Source organism: Novosphingobium sp. Leaf2 (assembly GCF_001421325.1).
GTDB lineage: Bacteria > Pseudomonadota > Alphaproteobacteria > Sphingomonadales > Sphingomonadaceae > Novosphingobium.
The window spans coordinates 42,127-59,431 of sequence record NZ_LMJY01000019.1 but is presented as its reverse complement, the minus strand read 5'-3'; the positions used below and the strand labels follow the sequence as shown (position 1 = coordinate 59,431).

Annotated in this window: 15 protein-coding genes; 1 reads left to right on the top strand and 14 read right to left on the bottom strand. The window is 63.8% G+C overall.

The window, feature by feature from the left end; translation table 11 throughout:
• Positions 1-11: 11 nt before the first annotated feature.
• Positions 12-1,187, bottom strand: coding sequence for a glycosyltransferase family 4 protein (locus ASE49_RS14630; protein ID WP_056774103.1), 1,176 nt, complete (start codon positions 1,185-1,187; stop codon positions 12-14).
• 128 nt (positions 1,188-1,315) lie between these two features.
• Here ASE49_RS14630 and ASE49_RS14625 point away from each other — a divergent pair, with 128 nt between their 5' ends.
• Positions 1,316-2,560 carry a glycosyltransferase family 4 protein gene (locus tag ASE49_RS14625; RefSeq protein WP_056774101.1) on the top strand — a complete coding sequence of 415 codons (1,245 nt, stop codon included), beginning with the start codon at positions 1,316-1,318 and terminating at the stop codon, positions 2,558-2,560.
• A gap of 9 nt (positions 2,561-2,569) precedes the next feature.
• Here ASE49_RS14625 and ASE49_RS14620 read toward each other — a convergent pair whose 3' ends face one another.
• The 13 genes from ASE49_RS14620 to otsA form a co-directional block, all read right to left on the bottom strand.
• The gene (locus tag ASE49_RS14620) at positions 2,570-4,738 is read right to left on the bottom strand and encodes a hypothetical protein (protein WP_056774097.1); all 2,169 of its coding nucleotides are present in this window, start codon (positions 4,736-4,738) and stop codon (positions 2,570-2,572) included.
• Positions 4,735-5,166, bottom strand: a complete 432-nt coding sequence (locus ASE49_RS14615; RefSeq protein WP_156370330.1) for a hypothetical protein — start codon at positions 5,164-5,166, stop codon at positions 4,735-4,737. Before ASE49_RS14615 ends, ASE49_RS14620 begins: the two co-directional genes overlap by 4 nt.
• A gap of 106 nt (positions 5,167-5,272) precedes the next feature.
• On the bottom strand, positions 5,273-6,004 hold the full coding sequence (locus ASE49_RS14610; RefSeq protein WP_082456496.1) for an acylneuraminate cytidylyltransferase family protein: 732 nt from the start codon (positions 6,002-6,004) through the stop codon (positions 5,273-5,275).
• Between the two features lie 37 nt (positions 6,005-6,041).
• The gene (locus ASE49_RS14605) at positions 6,042-7,556 is read right to left on the bottom strand and encodes an N-acetylneuraminate synthase family protein (RefSeq protein WP_056774089.1); all 1,515 of its coding nucleotides are present in this window, start codon (positions 7,554-7,556) and stop codon (positions 6,042-6,044) included.
• Entirely contained in the window at positions 7,468-8,187 is a 720-nt protein-coding gene (locus ASE49_RS14600) for an inositol monophosphatase family protein (protein ID WP_056774086.1), read from the bottom strand. Before ASE49_RS14600 ends, ASE49_RS14605 begins: the two co-directional genes overlap by 89 nt.
• 156 nt (positions 8,188-8,343) lie before the next feature.
• Complete coding sequence (locus ASE49_RS14595) at positions 8,344-9,714, bottom strand: lipopolysaccharide biosynthesis protein (RefSeq protein WP_056774084.1); 1,371 nt, start codon at positions 9,712-9,714, stop codon at positions 8,344-8,346.
• Entirely contained in the window at positions 9,711-10,946 is a 1,236-nt protein-coding gene (locus ASE49_RS14590; RefSeq protein WP_056774082.1) for a WcaI family glycosyltransferase, read from the bottom strand. The genes ASE49_RS14595 and ASE49_RS14590 overlap by 4 nt, the downstream gene beginning before the upstream one ends.
• 34 nt (positions 10,947-10,980) lie before the next feature.
• Positions 10,981-11,940 carry a GDP-L-fucose synthase gene (fcl, locus tag ASE49_RS14585; protein ID WP_056774080.1) on the bottom strand — a complete coding sequence of 320 codons (960 nt, stop codon included), beginning with the start codon at positions 11,938-11,940 and terminating at the stop codon, positions 10,981-10,983.
• Positions 11,941-12,043: 103 nt separating this feature from the next.
• Positions 12,044-13,087, bottom strand: a complete 1,044-nt coding sequence (locus ASE49_RS14580) for a sialidase family protein (RefSeq protein ID WP_162234256.1) — start codon at positions 13,085-13,087, stop codon at positions 12,044-12,046.
• 340 nt (positions 13,088-13,427) lie between these two features.
• Positions 13,428-14,336, bottom strand: coding sequence for a glycosyltransferase family 2 protein (locus tag ASE49_RS14575; RefSeq protein WP_056774075.1), 909 nt, complete (start codon positions 14,334-14,336; stop codon positions 13,428-13,430).
• Between the two features lie 22 nt (positions 14,337-14,358).
• On the bottom strand, positions 14,359-15,243 hold the full coding sequence (locus ASE49_RS14570; RefSeq protein ID WP_156370328.1) for a hypothetical protein: 885 nt from the start codon (positions 15,241-15,243) through the stop codon (positions 14,359-14,361).
• 145 nt (positions 15,244-15,388) lie between these two features.
• Positions 15,389-15,646, bottom strand: coding sequence for a hypothetical protein (locus ASE49_RS14565; RefSeq protein WP_056774071.1), 258 nt, complete (start codon positions 15,644-15,646; stop codon positions 15,389-15,391).
• 189 nt (positions 15,647-15,835) lie between these two features.
• The gene (gene otsA, locus ASE49_RS14560) at positions 15,836-17,254 is read right to left on the bottom strand and encodes an alpha,alpha-trehalose-phosphate synthase (UDP-forming) (protein WP_056774068.1); all 1,419 of its coding nucleotides are present in this window, start codon (positions 17,252-17,254) and stop codon (positions 15,836-15,838) included.
• Positions 17,255-17,305: the final 51 nt, after the last annotated feature.

The following is a 17,305-nucleotide window of genomic DNA, read 5'->3' as shown; positions in this document are numbered from 1 at the left end:
GCACGATTGGATTACCGTTCCACGGCAAGGGCGACACTTTCCGCAAGGTTCGCGGCGATCGCTTCCAGCGAAAACCGGTCCCGATAGCGATCAAGCGCGGCACGGCGCATGGCACGAACGCGGTCCGGATCGCGGGCCAATGTTTCGATGCGCCGGGCCAGTGTCGCTGTATCCTGTGGGTCGATGGCGAAGCCGTTGATGCCGTCCTCCAGCGTCTCTTCGGTGGCGCCGTCGTGGATCGAGGATAGCAATGCCAGCCCATAGCCCAGCCCTTCGAACCCGGCGAGCGAGCGGTAATCGGCCAAAGAGGGGATCGCCAGCACATCGGCCTGCGCATAGAACGGGCCAAGCTGCGCATAGGATCGCCGACCTTCAAACCGCAAGCGCTCTCCCATGTCGAGCGTGGCGGTGGCCCATTCTTCGAGTTCGGCGCGCTCCGGCCCATCGCCCACCACAGTGAGCGTGATGGTGCGGCGCACCGCCGGGTCCACCAGTGCCAGCGCGGCGATCAGTTCGCGCAGACCCTTGCGCGGATTGATGCTGTTGGCGAACAGCAGGCGCAGCGGCCCGTCGTGCGCGGTGATGACGGTCTCCGGGCCGGGCGGGCGCGAGGTGAGATAGGGCGCGACCCGCACGCGCTCAGGTGCGGCGCCCAGATCCTCCACCAGATAGCGTCGGCCATGCACGTTGTTGGTCTGGATGACATGGGCGCGGCGCACCGCCCAGCGCTTTACCGCCCGCACCGCCTTGTTGGCGCTGCCACCGCGCCGCGAGGGGTCCGATTCCACCAGCAGCACCAGCTTGCGGCCCGGCATCAGCGCGGCGACAGTGGTGGCGATGAGGGCGGCGGGCGTGAATTCGATGGTGATGATCACATCCGCCTTTTCGCGGGCCAGCCGCGCGGCGAAGGCCGGGCTGGGCAAGGCGATCTCTGTTTCATAGACCTGCCCGTCCGGCGCGGTGCGTTTGATCGGCTTGCGCAGCACGCGTAGGATCGGCCGCAGCGCGATGTCATAGGTGTTCTGAAAAATCGTGCGGTCATCCACCACCACGGCCATGTTCGGTACCAGATCGCGGAAACACCGAAATATCTCGCCGAAATACATGAAGTCGCCGCCGTAGCCGTAGCCATGGGATACCCATAGGACCCGCAAGGCCCGCAGCCGCTCCCGGACCTGGGGTGTCATCGGCGGATTCCGGGGTGCGGGTTGACGGCTAAATCCATGGACAAACACCTATCCGATTGACATTCCGCAGCGCAACGCAAAAAGGTCGCTGGTCATTTCCGGGTGTTCGTTTGCGCAAAGGTGTGTCCTTGAAGATCGCCGTATTTCACCCTGGTACGCAGCATAGCTGGCAGACGGCAACCGCGTTGCAGAACCTGGAACGCCTGCAATTCTATGCCACCAGCATTTTTTACAATTCGGATAAATGGCCATACCGGGTCGAACGTTTTCTGCCGAGCGGTCTGCGCGCGAAAGTCCATCGCGAATTCAGTCGGTTCGAGCATCGCGCCCTCAACCCGGACTTGGTGAAGACGATCGGCTTCTACGAATGGCTGGAGCGGATGGCCGCGCGCGGGGGCTTCGCACGTGCAGCAGTGAAGCTGGATCAGTTCGGCAATCGCCGTTTCGCCAGCCTGCTGGCCTCGGAGATCCGCTCCGCCGATCCGTTTGCGCTGTGGGGATACAACTCCAGCGCGCTGGAGAGCTTTCAGGAGGCGCGGGCGGCCGGGCGGGTCTCGATCCTCGATCGCACGATCGGCGACTGGCGCTATTTCAACGCCGCGATGGCGCAGGTGTTCGAAAGCCATGCGGACTGGTTTCCGGACCGGCACATGGCGATGGAGCAACTGGTCATCGATCGCGACGATGCGGAGTATGCTGCCGCCGATCACATCGTGTGCGGCAGCGATTACTGCGCCAAGACGATCCGCGATCATTCGCCGGTGCCCGGCGTTGCCGACAAGCTGCGGGTCATTCCATATTGTTTCGACGAGGCGCTGTTCGCCGCTGCGCCGCCGCCTGCACCGGTGGATCGTAATGGCCCGGTGCGGTTCCTGTTCGTGGGCCAGATCGGCATGCGCAAGGGGGTGCACCATGTGCTGGAGGCGATCGCTCAGTTGCCCCGCTCGCAAGCGGAATTGACGCTGGTGGGGCACATGCAGATCGCGCGGGACGTGTTCGCCCGCTACGCCGACCGGGTGACGTATATTCCCACCGTGGCGCGCCACGAGATTCCCGGCATCATGGCGCGCCACCACGCGATGGTATTCCCCAGCTATTTCGAGGGTTCGTCCCTGTCATTGCTGGAATCGCTGGCGTCGGGCATGGCGGTGATCCACCCCCCGCAAGCGGGCAACGGCGTCACCCCCGATACCGGCATCCTGCTGAAAAAGCCGGACACGCAACTGACGCTTGAGGCGATGCTGGCGCTCATCCACGACCGGGATCGGCTGGATCATTACCGCGCCCATGCCCAGACCGAGGCCCGCAATTACACCTTTGCGCGATACCGCGAGAATATCGCGCGGTTTCTTGCGGACGTCGGCCTGGACTGACGGAGGGCCTTAGAGCGGGTCGATCCACCAGCGCGCGGTGAATGTGGCCGAAGCCATGGCGGACGGCGCCGTTCCATCGACGTTGCGCAGCCAGAACCGCACCGCGTCGGTCTCGGCCCGCTGCGCGCTGACCACCAGTCCGCCGATGCCTGTGGCCGGAACGGTCACACCCACGCGGTGGTGCGGACGGCAGCCGCTGGCCGGAATGACATACGGCCCGCTTTCCGCGCCGATGGCGGTTGCCGCCATCTCGATCGTGGCGGTGGCACTGCGGGCCTTGGTGGGGGTGACCAGATCCCATGACGCGGTCGCCTTGTTGGCGCGGAACCGGGCGGCGTCCTTGAAGCCCAGCAGGCAGCGCGTGACGGTACCGTCCTTGATCTCCACGACGTTGCCGGGTTTGGCGCCATCGCGATGCTCGATCACGATTTCGGCGTTGTGGTTGAACATCGTCAGCGCCGGCAGGCTGACCGGGCAGTTGGTTGCCCCGCTGCTGAACGTCGTGGCCCGCATCCAGCCGCAGCCCATGTCCGGGGCAGGGGTGGTGGTGGGATCGAACGGAGTCCCGAACGTGCCGTTGGAGCCTTGGATACCGTCGTTCACGATGGCGGCGTAGTTGTCGGTAACGCCGGTAGTGGTGCCGATGGTGCCGGCATAACCGCGCAGCGAGACATAGTTGCTTTTGCCCAGCGACCCCGCCTGGTTCACCAGCGCGGTGCACCAGTACCCGGCCGCTTCGGCTTCCTTGGATCGCACCACATTGAGCCGGATCGTGTTGTTGCAGATCTTCTGCGACGAACCCGGGAACGTGGAGAAGCGCATGGCCTGCGCCATGTTTTTCGAATGAACCGTGACTGTAACGTCAAGGTTGTTGCCCTTGCATTCCATCGTCGCGCTTTGCGTTATCAGCGCCAGCGAACTGTCGATCAGCCGCAATCGGCCCTGCACGTAAGACCCGATGTAAACGTCGCCGCAATCCTCGAACGTGGCGTCCACGATGCAACCGGGTTGCGATCCATCGGTGCGCAGCGGCGCGTCGTAGGTGTAGCTGCCGTAGATCGCGCCCGAATTGCACTTGCGGAAGTAGGCGTTGACCACACGCCCAACCTCGACCCCCGACCAGCCTTCGAAGGCGAAGCCGCAGTTTTCGGCGTAGAACCCGTCCACGTCGAAAAACGAAGGGCCGTTGGGGTTGAGCGCCTGGCCGTTGGTGTCCCGCACCACGCAGTTGCGCAGCGATATCCTGCTCGCCTTCAACCCTGGCGTTGCGTAGACACCGGAGGTGTAGACCGCCTCGCCCAGAAAGCCGAGGATCTCGACATTCTCGATGTAGACGTTGCCCACGTGCACGTTCTGTTGAAAATAGACGCCCTTGTTGGAAATATCCCAGCAGTTTTCGCGAAGCCCCGTGGGATCGCGGGACAAGGGCTGGGCGGGCCAGGCGGTGTTGCGCACGCCCTTGGCGTCGGAGTAGAACACCAGGTCGCGGATGGTGACGTGGCTGAGGGCGCTGTCGTCCGGGCGCGGGCCAAAGGCCGATGTGCTTCCCGTCAGCATCACCGCGGCGCCGCGCCAGATCACGTCGCCGCCGTAGCTGGCGACGTTCACCACCTGATAGTCGGTGGCAAGGCTGCCGCCGCGTGGGCCTTTGCAATGCAGGCGGGTGCGGTTGCCATGCCGGCCGATGAGCGAAATCGCCGCGCCATCGATCACGAGGAAGTTGCCGGAGCGGTCAGTGGCGGCATAGCCGCTCGCCAGATTGCGGGGCGGGCTCCATAATTCGTACACCGCTTCGGGGAAATACACGCCCTTGAGGCCGGCCGCCTTGGCATAGTCGATCGCCGCCTGGATATAGGGCTGCTGGTTGACGCCCGGTGCGTAGGCGGGGCAGCCCAGCATTTCCGGCGTCACGAAACCGTCCGGCGTTCCCAGCAGGCGGAAATGGCGTTTGCCCGCCCCGGCGAACACGGCGGCGGGATGCGCGGCCATCAGCGCGGGGGTTGCCAGCGCATCGCAGACATACGCGCCCGCGCCGCGTCCGGTTGCCGCATGGCCGGCGCTTTCGATGCGCTCGACCTGATCATGCAAGGCTGACGCGGCCAGTGCAGCGAACGTGCGCGGGGCCTGGGCACCGGCGCGTACGGCGAGAGCGCGTGCCCCGAAATCGAGGGCGCTCACTGCGACACCCGGTACGATACGGTGCCCGATGTGAGCGTGATGGCGAGGTAGAAGCTCGCTTCGCGCTCCTGCTCCTGCCAGACCGGTTCGTTGACGTTGCCGGTAAAGCGCGCCCAGGCGACGCCGCCCGCCGTCAATGGCTGACGCGTGGCGCCGCCATCGACCGAACGTTCCAGCACCACGCTGCCGCTCCACGTCCCGCTCAGTTGCAGGTGCATGGGCGAATCGGCCAGCGGGATGAACGGGCCCGCCAGCAGGTTGGCGGAGGTGGTGCCCGCAAGCGGCGCGGGCGGAGCGGACTGGCGCACGGTGGTGACCGGCAGCGGCACGCCCGATGCAACGACGCTCAGCGATCCTTGGGCATCGGCAAAGCCGACTGCCACCGGGGTGACATACGCTGACGGGGGAATGATGGGGGAACTGGGCACGATCGCGTCTCCTCGATTGCTCGGGGACGGCGATGACGGAAACGGGGTGGTGTAGGAAAATTAACGCTCGTTAACTTGCCCCGCCATGCGCGATCTGCCTGGTGGACTATTCCGACGCTGACGCCGGCTGGCAGTACTTCCCGACGATGGGTCCTGCCGCCGACATGATGGCTTCGATCATGTCGAAATCTTCCTGGCCATCCACGTCCATCGCGCAGATCTTGTGTACCGGCACCGCCTTGATCCGCGATCCCAGGAAGCGCTCGCCCCAGGCGATATTGCGATACCAGAAGATGTCGGTGTGAAAGACCTTGTAAGTCGCGGGAAATTCCTGCCTGCGGATCATCGAGCGCCCGCCGTCCTCGAAACGGGGAACCAGATAACCGTCATCGATCTGATACAGGCGCGGCTCGCCTTCGGTGACCAGACGCACTGCGTCGACGTCATCTTCCATCAGCGAAAGCGCCGTGTTCAGGTCGTCGATCGATCGGAACGGGAAGGTGGGACGCAACCACACCAGGATGTCGGGCGGGGTGATGCCGTGCTCCGTCAGCTTCGCGTCGAGGTCGGCCAGCACATGCTCTTCCATGCTGGCGTCCTGCGCCGCCGATTCCCCGCGCAGGAACGGCACCCATCCGCCCTGTTCGCGCGCGATTGCCGCGTAATCTTCTGAGTCCGTGGACACCAGCACCTGCTCGAACACCCCCGCATTCTGTGCGAACTGGATGGCGTGCCCGATCAGCGGCTTGCCCGCCAGCATGCGCACGTTCTTGTTCGGCAGTCCCTTGGAGCCCGAACGTGCCGGCACCACGGCCCAAATTCGTTTTGCTGTGCTCATGGTCTGGTCTTTCTGTCGGTGTTGGCGGGCAAGCGGATCAGCGACGGTACTTGTGATGTTCGCTGGGGTTCACGGCCTTTTCCTCGGTGCCGATGACGATTTCGGCCTCGCGGATCTTCTGGACGTAGTCCTTGAAGTCGGGCTTGGTGAGATCGAGCGCGACGGCATCGAAGTGGGCCCATTCGGTGTTACCCAGCTTGACGTGCTTTTCCACCATACGCGCCCCTGCGGCCACGGCCAGCGCGGAGCCGAACCAGCCCTGATCGTGGCTGGAATAGCCCGGCACGATGCGCGGATTTTCGCGGGCGATGCGGGCGTAGTGGCGCACCACGCCCACGTTGCAATCCTCAGCCGGGGTGGGATAGCCGGAATTGCACTGCAACAGGTTCAGTTCGGGACTGTTGGCGAACGTTTCCACCACCCAGTCCTCGAACGCCTTGTCGGTCATCCCGGTGGACAGCACGATCGGGCGGTCGCACGTTTTGGCCACCGTTTCCAGGTAATGGGTATGCTCCGAAATCGTCGAGGGCAGCTTGATCGCGTGCGATCCGGCGTCGAGCAGGAAGCGGTACGACGCCTCATCCAATGCAGACGCGAACCACTTGATGCCCAGCTGTTTGCACAAGGTATCGACATACGCGAAATCGTCGGCGTCGAGTTCGAGCTGGTGGCGATAATCGCGGAAGGTGGTGCCAAATGGCGATTTATAGGGCGCGGCCAACTGCTCCGCTGTGTAGAAGCTTTCGACGTCGCGCTTCTGGAACTTCACGAAGTCGGCGCCCGCCGCCTTGGCGGCGCGGACCATACGGTCGATCCGGCCCCGGTCGCCGAAGTGGTTGGTGGTCAGTTCCGCGATCACCGACACGCCCCATGCGCGGTCGTGGGCGTGGCGCTTGGGCAGGAACTGGTCGGCCAGCTGGGCGCTGTCTATGCGCGAGAACGGGCGCCCGCCGACATGGACAACGTCCACCTCGGTGTCCTTGAGCATGTACAGCGCGTTGAGCAGGAAGTTTTCCTGCATCTCGATGCGCAGCCGGCGCTGATCGGCGGAGTCGGTTTCGTAATGCCGGCCGATCGCCTGCGCGTTGCCGGCCTCGGCCTTGAAATCGAACCCCACCATGTACACGGTCTGGCGGCGGCCCCGCTGGCGCGCCACGTTGCGGGCGATCTGCAGCGCGGTGAGGAACAATACGTCCTCGATCACGATCTCGTCCGACAGCAGGCGCTGGACCATCAGGTCGCTGCTCTCCTGCGTCAGCGGCGCGTGCGGGGCGCGCAGAACTTCGCCGCGGCTGGGCGCATAGTCGGTCGAGGTGACGTACAGGCGCGAGCGCGGGCCTTCCTTGGCCAGCGCGTCCTTCACCCAGTCGGCATAGAAGATCGAAATGTCAGCCGGATAGATGCGCTCGGCATCGTTGATGCCAATGACCAGCGATCCGGCGTAGACTTCGGAAGGAACGTCGTCAGCCGAGGGACCCTTGCCCAGGATGAAGATCGTGTCGGTGCCGTATGTCGACGCGATGTCGGCGATCTGGTTCGAGAAGCTGTCCACCGTAAATTTCCCCTTCGAGATAGACCTCGCAGCCATGCTCCAGCGCCAGCGAGACGCCGGCCTGAAGATCCCAGCTATACGCACCCTTCGGGTTCACGAAGCGCGCAAAAGTGCCGCGAATGACGTTGTAGGCATTATAGACCGCGCAGCCCATCACCCGGCTTTCGGGCGATGCGGCGATGATCGCGCCGATCTCGTCGTTGTACGACGAAGACAGGCCGACGATGCGCGACTGGAATTTTTCGACCGGCTGGCCCGAGATGATCGCCTCGCCCAGTTCGGGCAGCATCAGCGCGCTGCCCTGATGCACGCCTTCGTGCCAGATCGACAGCGCGACTCCCCATTCCTTGAGGCCGGAGCAGAAGTTTTCGGTGCCGTCGATCGGATCGAGGATGGCCATCCAGCTGGCCGACAGGTCCAGTTCCGGGGTATAGCTTTCCTCGGCCACCAGCAGAACGCCGGGGATCCGCTCACGCAGGAAACCGCCGATCAGATCCTCGTGGTAATAGTCCGCCGAGGTGACCGGGCTGCCATCGGGCTTCCACACGATCTCGCGGCGCAGCGAAACGGTGTGCGCCAGATTCTCCTGCACAAGGGTCCAGGCATCGGCGAGGATCTGCGCTACGTTCATGTCATGCTCCAGAAGGCCGGACGGCGTGAGGCGGGCTGAACCTGGACGACCCCGGCTGACTGCATCCCCTTGGCCGCGATACGTAGGCGTACCTAGAAGCGTCGCCCCTGTGCCGCAATCCAAATTGACGGCTGGCCGATACTGGCGATGCGGCGTTCATCGCGGTTTTCGGATCGAGCGCAGCATGCGCACGGGATAGCGCATTTCATCGAAGCTGCTTTTGATGCCGGCGCGAAACGAGGCCAGTGTCAGCCAGTTGCGCCAGATGAACGCGACCACCGCCAGCAGCGTCACCACATCGACCAGCGCGAACGACACGCCCGCAGCAGCCGCGCCATAGCGGTCGGCGAACAGGTAGATCACGCCAAGGCCGACCGCGCTGATCGCCAGGTTGGCGTAGGAGAACACATGCTGGCGGTTCATCACCATGATGAGGTTGGACAGCGGGTTCCAGAACATCGCCGCGAACGAGGATATCGCCATGAAGAACAGCAGCATCTGGTCGGCATGGATCGCGCCGTGCGTCCACACCGCTATGAACTCCTGGCCGATCAGCACGAGCCCCAAGCCCGCCACGCCCGACATCACCAGCGCAGGCAGGAACACCAGCCCGAAGAAACGGCCGGCGCGGTAGATCTCGTTCCTGCCCATCGCGTTGCCGAATTCCTGCGAGACCGGCAGCGAGATCATCGTGGCCATCTGCACGCCGAGGCGTGACAAGGTGCGCACGGCGGTGAAGGCGGGCACGGCGGCGGCCCCGGCGATTGCGCCCAGGATCATAACGCTGCCTTGCAGATAGGCGGCCACGCCAAAGCCCAGCGCGCTGGCCGCGATGGCCGGGCCCCACAGGCCGCCCAGTTCGACGCGTGAGATGGCGGACATGCCCGGGCGCAGACGCGGCACCAGGCGCCCGCCGGCAAAGTAGACGGCCAGCAGAGCGACCAGACGCAGCACCAGCAGCGAAATGGCCGCGGCCAGCGGACCATAGCCTAGCGCGGCGATCGCCACGACGCTCAGATTTTCGATCAGATAGGCGCCGGTGCCGAAGAACAGCGACTGCGTGTACAGCATCGCCGACCGCAGCGCGGCGGTGTTGAGGCGGAACACAATGGTTGTCAGCCCGTAGATCAGCAGGATCAGTATCGTCAGCCGCGATGTCGCCTCGTCGAACCGGGGCGCGACCGGCACCACGCCATCGGGCAGCCACCACAGCACCCCTGCAATGATCAGCGCGATCACGGTGATGATCGCCAGCGTGGTGGCCCAGGCGGTGTGCAGCGTGCGGTTGGCCGCATCCCAGTCGTCACGCGCGATGGCCGCGACCATGCGGGCGGCGGCGGAATTGACGATGCCGAAATCGCCCAGCACCAGGAAGGTGGGAATGGTCATCACCATCGCCCACGTGCCGTACAGCGTCAGCCCCCAGGCGTTGGCGAGCACCGGCACCGTGAGAATCTGGACGACGGCCACCGCCACTTTGTCGAACGCATAGGCGCCAAGACCCATGCTCAGGCGTTTGCGGCTCATGGCTTGCGCCTCTGGTTCACCCAACTGGTCATGCGCTGTTCCATGGCATCGATGATCGCATCCTGCGACCAGCGTTCGGTGGCCCGCCGCTGCGCTGCCGCTCCTAGCGTGGCGGCAAGGGCGGCATCGTCCAGCAGGCGGGCAATGGCGTGTGCCATCGCCGCCGCATCGCCGGGCGCGGAATTGATGCCGCAACCTTCCACCTCGTCGAACAACCCGGTGCCGGGCGCGGCGGTGGCGACCACCGGCCTTCCCGACGCGAGCATATTGGTCAGCTTGGACGGCAGCACGAGGTCCGCCGCGCCCACGATCTGGGGCAGCAGGTGCACGGATGCCAGCGAGAGAAAGTCCGCCATGCGCGCCGCGGGCTGGAGATCATGGAACTGGATCGTGTCGAGCCCGGCAGCCAGCGCCTGCAAACGCTCACGATTGGGCCCTTCGCCGCAGATCACGAACGCCAGATCGCGCCGGTGCTGCAACTGGCGGGCCGCCTCGATCACGATTTCAAGGCCCTGCTTGTTGGCGATGTTGCCTGAATACAGCGCCACCTTCTTGTCGCCCAAGCCCCATTCGCGGCGATAGTCGCTGCTGTCGGCAGTGGTAAAGTCGAACGCGGCGTTGCTCCAGTTGCGCAACTGGTAAAGCTGGTGCGCGCCAAAGCCTTTGGCTGTGAGCCGCTCGCACATCTGCGGGCTGATCGACGAAGCGAAGTCGGCCATGCGCAAGATGCGGTTCTCGACGCTTCGGCCCAGGCGCGCCGTCGCGGATTTTTCGTCCAGCAGCCCGGTTGCGAAGGCCGCCTCCACCTCGAAATCCTGGACATGCAGCCACAGCGGCGCCTTTGCGCGGCGGGCTGCGAGTGCGGCCACCGGCACGGACAGCAACGACGGGGCGATGGTGAACACCAGGTCGGGCCGCATGCGTGCAGCGGTCGACAACGCTGGGCCAGTAACGGATGCGGCAAAGCTCAGGTGATGGGCGATCCGCCGTGCACCATTGGGGCGCTGGGGAATGTAATGGGGCACGCGGGTGATCGCCACCGCGTCCTCACGGGTGGTGGTGCGACCGCGCGGCTGACCGGGGTAAGGCTGCCATTGCGGGTAATAGGGCTTGCCCGCCAGCACGTGCACATCGTGCCCGCGCCGGGCGAGCCCTTGCGCAAGTCCGGTCGTGTACGGACCGATGCCAACAGGCTCGGGCGCGTGGTTCAGGCCCAGGATAAGCAGCTTCATGCGTGGTTGTCCCGGCCTTGCGTCCGATGCCGGCTCAGTGCGTACCTTCCTTGACGTGCCCGGCCAGGAATTCGCGGTAGGCATGCGCGACGCCTTCCTCCAGCCCGATCCTGGGCTTCCAGCCGAGCCCGGCGATCTTGTCGCCGCTCATCAGCTTGCGCGGGGTGCCGTCGGGTTTGGTGGTGTCCTTGGTGATCGTGCCGGTAAAGCCAACCGTGTCGCACACCAACTGGGCCAGCTCGATGATCGGAAGGTCGGTGCCCGAACCCAGGTTCACATGCTCGAAGTCGGAATAATTCTTGAGCAGGAACACGCAGCCGTCGGCGAGATCGTCAACGTGCAGGAATTCCCGGCGCGGTGTGCCGGTGCCCCAGATCTCGATACTGTCGGCGCCGCGTTCCTTGGCCTCGTGCGCCTTGCGCAGCAGCGCGGGCATGACGTGGCTGGAATTGAGGTCGAAATTGTCGCCCGGCCCGTAGAGGTTAGTGGGCATGGCGCTGATGAAATCGCAGCCGTACTGGCGGCGATAGGCCTGGCACAGCTTGATGCCGGCGATCTTGGCAATTGCATACCATTCGTTGGTGGGTTCCAGCGTGCCGGTCAGCAGCGAACTTTCGGCGATCGGCTGGTCTGCGAACTTGGGGTAAATGCATGAGGAGCCCAGGAATAGCAGCTTTTCGACGCCGGCGTCCTTGGCGGAATTGATGACGTTGGCTTCGATCATCAGGTTGTCGTAGAGGAATTCGGCCGGAAAGGTGTCGTTGGCCAGGATGCCGCCCACCTTGGCCGCGGCCAGCACCACCACATCGGGCGCGTTGGCGGCAAACCAGTCGCGCACGCTAACCTGGTCCTTCAGGTCCAGTTCGCTGCGCGAGGCGGTGAGCACCGTGCAGTTCTCGCTCGCGAGCCGACGCACGATCGCCGAACCCACCATCCCGCGGTGGCCGGCAACGAAGACGCGCTTGCCCGAAAGATCAAACACTGCACCGGCCATCCGTATTCCTTCCATGTTGCGTCGCGGCATTAATAAGCGTTCATCCCCGACTAGGCAATTGCCCTTATCGCAAGGGATGCGCTGACTGCCGCCGCAGCCTTTTTCAAGGTTTGGTAGCGCGGTTTACTAATTTCAGGGTAACCTTGGGCGCGCCCTTCCCATCGACGATCGAGCTTTCGACGATCCGCGCGAGCCAGATTTCCTTGTAGCTGTTACGGCCGCGATCGTAAGACACCAAGATGTCACCATTTTCGGCAAACGCTACATCGGGGTACGAGATGTTGTCGCGATTGTCGAAGATGTAGGCATTGGGCCAGCTTTTGCCTTCGTCGTCGCTGAAGGCAATGGTCAGGTCGGTACGCCCCGCCGCCGTTTCGTGCTGGTTGAATACCATCAGCAACCGACCCGATGGCGAGCGCGAGATCTGGTGGCGCGAGCCGATGGAGGGATAGAACAGCCAGCGTGATGGAGTGGGGAAATCGAGTGTCCCTGCCGGCGCGATGGACTGGTAAATCCCATCGCGGCTGCGTGACTGGTTGAGCAACGACCCGTCTTTCAGTTCGACGAAAGTGGTTTCGTTGTAATCGGCGTTCGGCGTCTTCGGGATTTTCGTGACGTAGGTGGCGCGATGATTGGCCCAGTCCATCAGGTAAACGCGCTTGCCGATCCGGTCCGGAAAGCGGGGCGGATTGGCATACAGGTAATCGCTCGGCAGGTACCATTGGTTGCGATACAGGAATGGTCGCGCAGGGACGCCGTCGGTCATCCAGAAGCCCGGTTCGAACGTGGGATTGTCAGCAAGCGGGTCGGATATTACAGTGGCCCAGATGCCGAATTGCCCGTCATTGTTCACCTTGCCGCCACCCTGACAATAGATCACCCATAGCTTGCCGTCAGGTGCTGGCCACAGTCTGGGGTCGCACGCGCGGTCGGTGTCCGGATGAGCGGGAACCAGATAATACTCGCGCGACCATGTGTTCCCGCCATCATCCGAATAGGTTAGCACTAGGAAATTGCCGGTGACCTCCCAAGCGGCGGGGGATGTATCGGCGAACCACGCCGTCCAGATACGTTTACCGACCCGGGCGATTGTCGCAACACCCTGATACGTGCGCTTGAGATAGCGTGAGGAATCCAGGCTGGGCACCAGCGCGTCCTGCACGAGACCGTCATTGGCTGGGGTAGGCGCGGCTGTCGGTGTCGGCGTTGGCGCAGGTGTCGCCGTGGCGGTCGGAGCCGGCGCGGGAGCAGGTGTGGATGATCCGCCATCCTCCCCGCCGCAGGCGAGTAGCAAGAACGGCAACACTATGCACGCCGCCAACCGTAAACGCTTCATATCTGTGACCCCCACCGCCGGATGCACTGGCCGCACTGCGACGAATCGCACTCAACCTCCGACAATCGGCCCGCCCTTACTTGTATATTAACTTCGATAACAAGTGTGTCATGTGACCCAATTCGGAACGCCGAAGGCAAGCGGTCAATCTTTACACTTCTATGACGTCGGATGCGTGCCGGTTCGGCTTTTCCATTAGTATACGCAAGTAAGGCGAAGCGCGGTGGGCCAGTGCTGTAAGCGGGTTTTTGCCGCCGTGCAGCGCCACGAAGCGCCGCCAGTCGCGGGCATGGACTTTCTTGTCCTCGGCCCAGCGCTGGCGCAGCCGATCAAGCTTGCTCATGGACGTATCCAGCGAACTGCCGTCCAGCGGGTTGGCTCCGCAGGTGCCGCCCAGCCGGCTGGCCAGTGCCATAGGAATCCCGGCGGCACGCGCACGGAAACCATAGTCGAGATCGCCGTAGATATGCTCGAAGCCAGCGTGCATGTTGCCCAGCTTCGCTTCGGCGGCGGCCGAGATCAGCACGACATTGCCGCTGACCGTGTCCACCGGCGTTGGCCGACCTTGCGGCGCGACCATCGACAGACGCAGCGGCTTGCGGGCATCGGGGCGGACATGGGCGCCGTACGTGATCGTGTCCTTGCCGGGCTCGGTCAGGGCTGCGGCCACGATCACGGGTGTGCCGCGCGGTGCAACGGCATCCGCATCCTCGACCAGCATCGCCAGGGTTCCAGGGGCCAGCCGCACGTCGTCGTTCAGCCACAGGTAGAAATCGAACTCTCGGCCCGATGCCTTGGCGCTATCCCAGGCAAGGCGCATGCCGCCGTTCCAGAACAAGGAGCCGTCGCCCCGGATGACGTTGGCGCCGGGCATCGCGGCAAGCACCGCTTCGCCAGTGCCGTCGCGCGATCCGTCGTCGACGAGAAACAGGTCTTCCCCCCGAAAATGCGCCTGGTCTCGCAGCGTTTCCAGGCAACCGATCGTAAGCTCTCGCCGGTTGAAGCAGGTCATCAAAACCGCGATGCGGGCGGGATTTTCCAAGGTATCGTCCTCTGGCATGGTGGCGCAAGGCCAGGCGGGTCTACGACGGAGCGCCGTCGTTGATCAGCCAGGAATGGTTTGTCACGTCCACGCCATTGCGTTCAAGCGCGCTGGCGAGTTTGCGAAATTCGGCAGCGGCACCGGAAAACACGCTGGCGTCGGGCGCGGCCTGCGTGGTGGCCGCGCTGGCCGCACGTCCGGCGGAAAAGTCACACCCGATAAGCCCGATATCGGCGGCGCCGTTCATCGCGGCGAACAGGATCGCGGTCAGCGCAGAGGTATGATCCAGCACCGGCAGCGAGCGCCCGCCCCGGGGCAGCGTGAAGCTGTCCCAGTCAGGCTGGCGCGGGTGATAGCGCAGAACCAGCGGCGCCTTGAGCCGCCCCAGCTTGACCGCCTGGCGGCGCCACTGCGCTTCATCGAACCGCAGCCACGAGAAGAGATCGCGCCCGGCCGGGGTCATCATCTGGAACTGATCGAGGTAGATCGGCGCGAAGATGCAGTGCTCCTTGCCCAGTTGCCGAAACACCGTTTCCTCGTAGGCATCGATGAATTCGCGCACCGGGCCTATGTCGGTGGTGAAGAAGTATTCCGCGCCGGTTCCCTGCAGCCGTTTGACCGCGAAGTTGATGTAGATGACGGTATCGAACCGGGCAAAAAATTCCTGGCCGACCTTGTCCAGGCTCGGGCCGCTTCCCACGATCAGCACCCGCTTGCCGGCCAGTTCTTCGGCCCATACCGGCGGCACCGTTTGCGGGACGTAGCGCGCGATCAGCGCGGCGCCCCGGCGCGAGCGATACGGCAGTGTCAGCATCCAGCGCAGGAACAGCGACCGGCTGTGGTAAGGCGTGCGGACGGGACGAATATACTTGCGCGTCGTTGCGGTAAAAGCCGCAGGCTTTTGCGTGCTGAATGATGTGTTCACGATGTGCCGCGCGCGCCCTTCGGTAAAACATGGCGCTACCATAGAAGGCTGCGCCATCATTACGAATCAGGCGGGCAGCACTTTTCCCTCGCTTCCCACCTGACGCTCTTGTGCCTTATTTTTGTGCAACTGCGAAGACGGAAATTCAGACATTGAAATGCCTGAGGATGCGGGCATCCAGCGGCTGCTTGAAGCGCACTTCGACGTTTCTCCCACTGCGCTTGGCGGCAACGGCGGCCAAGGGGCCGACTGCGCCTATCCACAGTGAGAAATCGGTATCGAACAGGCCTGCCGCCGACTCCACGATGAGATCGCAGCCTTGGTCGGCAAGGCGGGAAATCCGCACAGGCGCTGCAGCCATATCGCTCTCGCCGACACACTCACCGTAAAGAATGGCATCCATGCGCGATTTTCGCCGGCTTCCCGGCGTCCTTGCCACTTGGGGGGCGGCGGCGGATCGTGGCGGTCCGGCCGGTAGCGGCATGTGCCGTCACTTCAACTGACCCTAATCGCGATAGACGTCAGAATAGTTTCAGCCGGACCCGAATATTTAGCGCGCAATTGGGTATAGCCGCGCGCACCACGTTATCGCTCAGGCCGCCTGGTCATGCGGCTTTGCGGGTTCAGCACTGCGATCCTTGCCGACCAGCGCCCGCACGAACTGCGCGCGCCAGTGCAGCACGTCTTCCTCGCGCACCGAGGTCAGCAGCTTGGCATGGCGGCGCTTGCGTTCCTCAAGCGGCATGTCGAGCGCGCGCTTGATGGTTTCGGCCACATGCTCAACCGCGTGGGGGTTGACCAGCAGCGCATCCTTCAATTGCAGCGCAGCGCCGGCAAATTGCGACAGGATCAGCACGCCGGGGTTTTCAGGGTCTTGCGCCGCGACATATTCCTTGGCCACAAGGTTCATCCCGTCCCGCAGCGGCGTGACCAGGCCGATATCGGCAGCGCGATAAAAGCCGGCCAGCTTCGCGCGCGGATAGCCGCGGTTGACGTAGCGGATCGGCACGAAGCCCACATCGGCATGGGCACCGTTGATGTGTCCGGTCTTGCGCTCCAGATCCTCACGGATCTGCTGGTAGCTGGCGACATCGCCACGGCTGGGCGGGGCGATCTGCAACAGCACGGCATCGCCGGCCAGATCCGGATGATCGGCCAGAAAGCGCCCGAAGCTTTCGAAGCGCTCGCCCAGGCCCTTGGAATAATCCAGCCGATCCACCCCGATCAGGATCTTGCGGTTGCGCACGCTGGACTTGAGCTGCTGGTAGGCCTCGTCCGCCTCCGCGCTCTTTGCGGCCTCTGTAAATTCGGCGTAATCGATACCGATCGGAAACGCGCGGGCGATCACGCGCCGGCCTTTGTAGTCGATCGAATTGTCCAGGTTTACCTTCAGGCCCATTTCCTTCTGCACGTAATGCAGAAAGCTCTCCAGCCATTCTGTCGTCTGGAAGCCCAACACGTCGTACTCCAGCATCGAGGCGACGAGGCGTTCGTGGAACGGCAGCGAGGTGAGCAGGCGGGTGGGCGGCCAAGGCGTGTGCAGGAACAGGCCCATACGGTTCTTGACGCCTTTTTCGCGCAGGATCGAGCCGAGCGGAAGCAAGTGATAGTCATGCACCCAGACCAGATCGTCCGGCTCGATCAGCGGCAGCACTGACGCGGCGAAGCGCTCGTTCACCCGCTCATACCCTTCGCCGAAATTGCGGTCGTATTCGGTCAGGTCGATGCGGTAGTGGAACAGCGGCCACAGCGTACGGTTGGCATAGCCGTTATAATATTCGTCGATATCCTGTGGTTCGAGATCGATGGTGGCGGTGGTCACATCATCGTTGCGCTGCATGTCGAGGTGGCCGGTAAACTCTGCCGTTTCCTGGCCCGACCAGCCGAACCAGATGCCGCGATGTTCGCGCAAGGCCGAACTGAGTGCCACGGCCAGCCCTCCCTGCGCCCCGGCCGCGCCGCTGGCCTTGGGCACGCTGACGCGGTTGGAGATGACGATCAATCGGCTCATGACTCTTCCTTCGCAATGGCCTGCCGGCAACCCGGCGGGCAGGCGCACGCC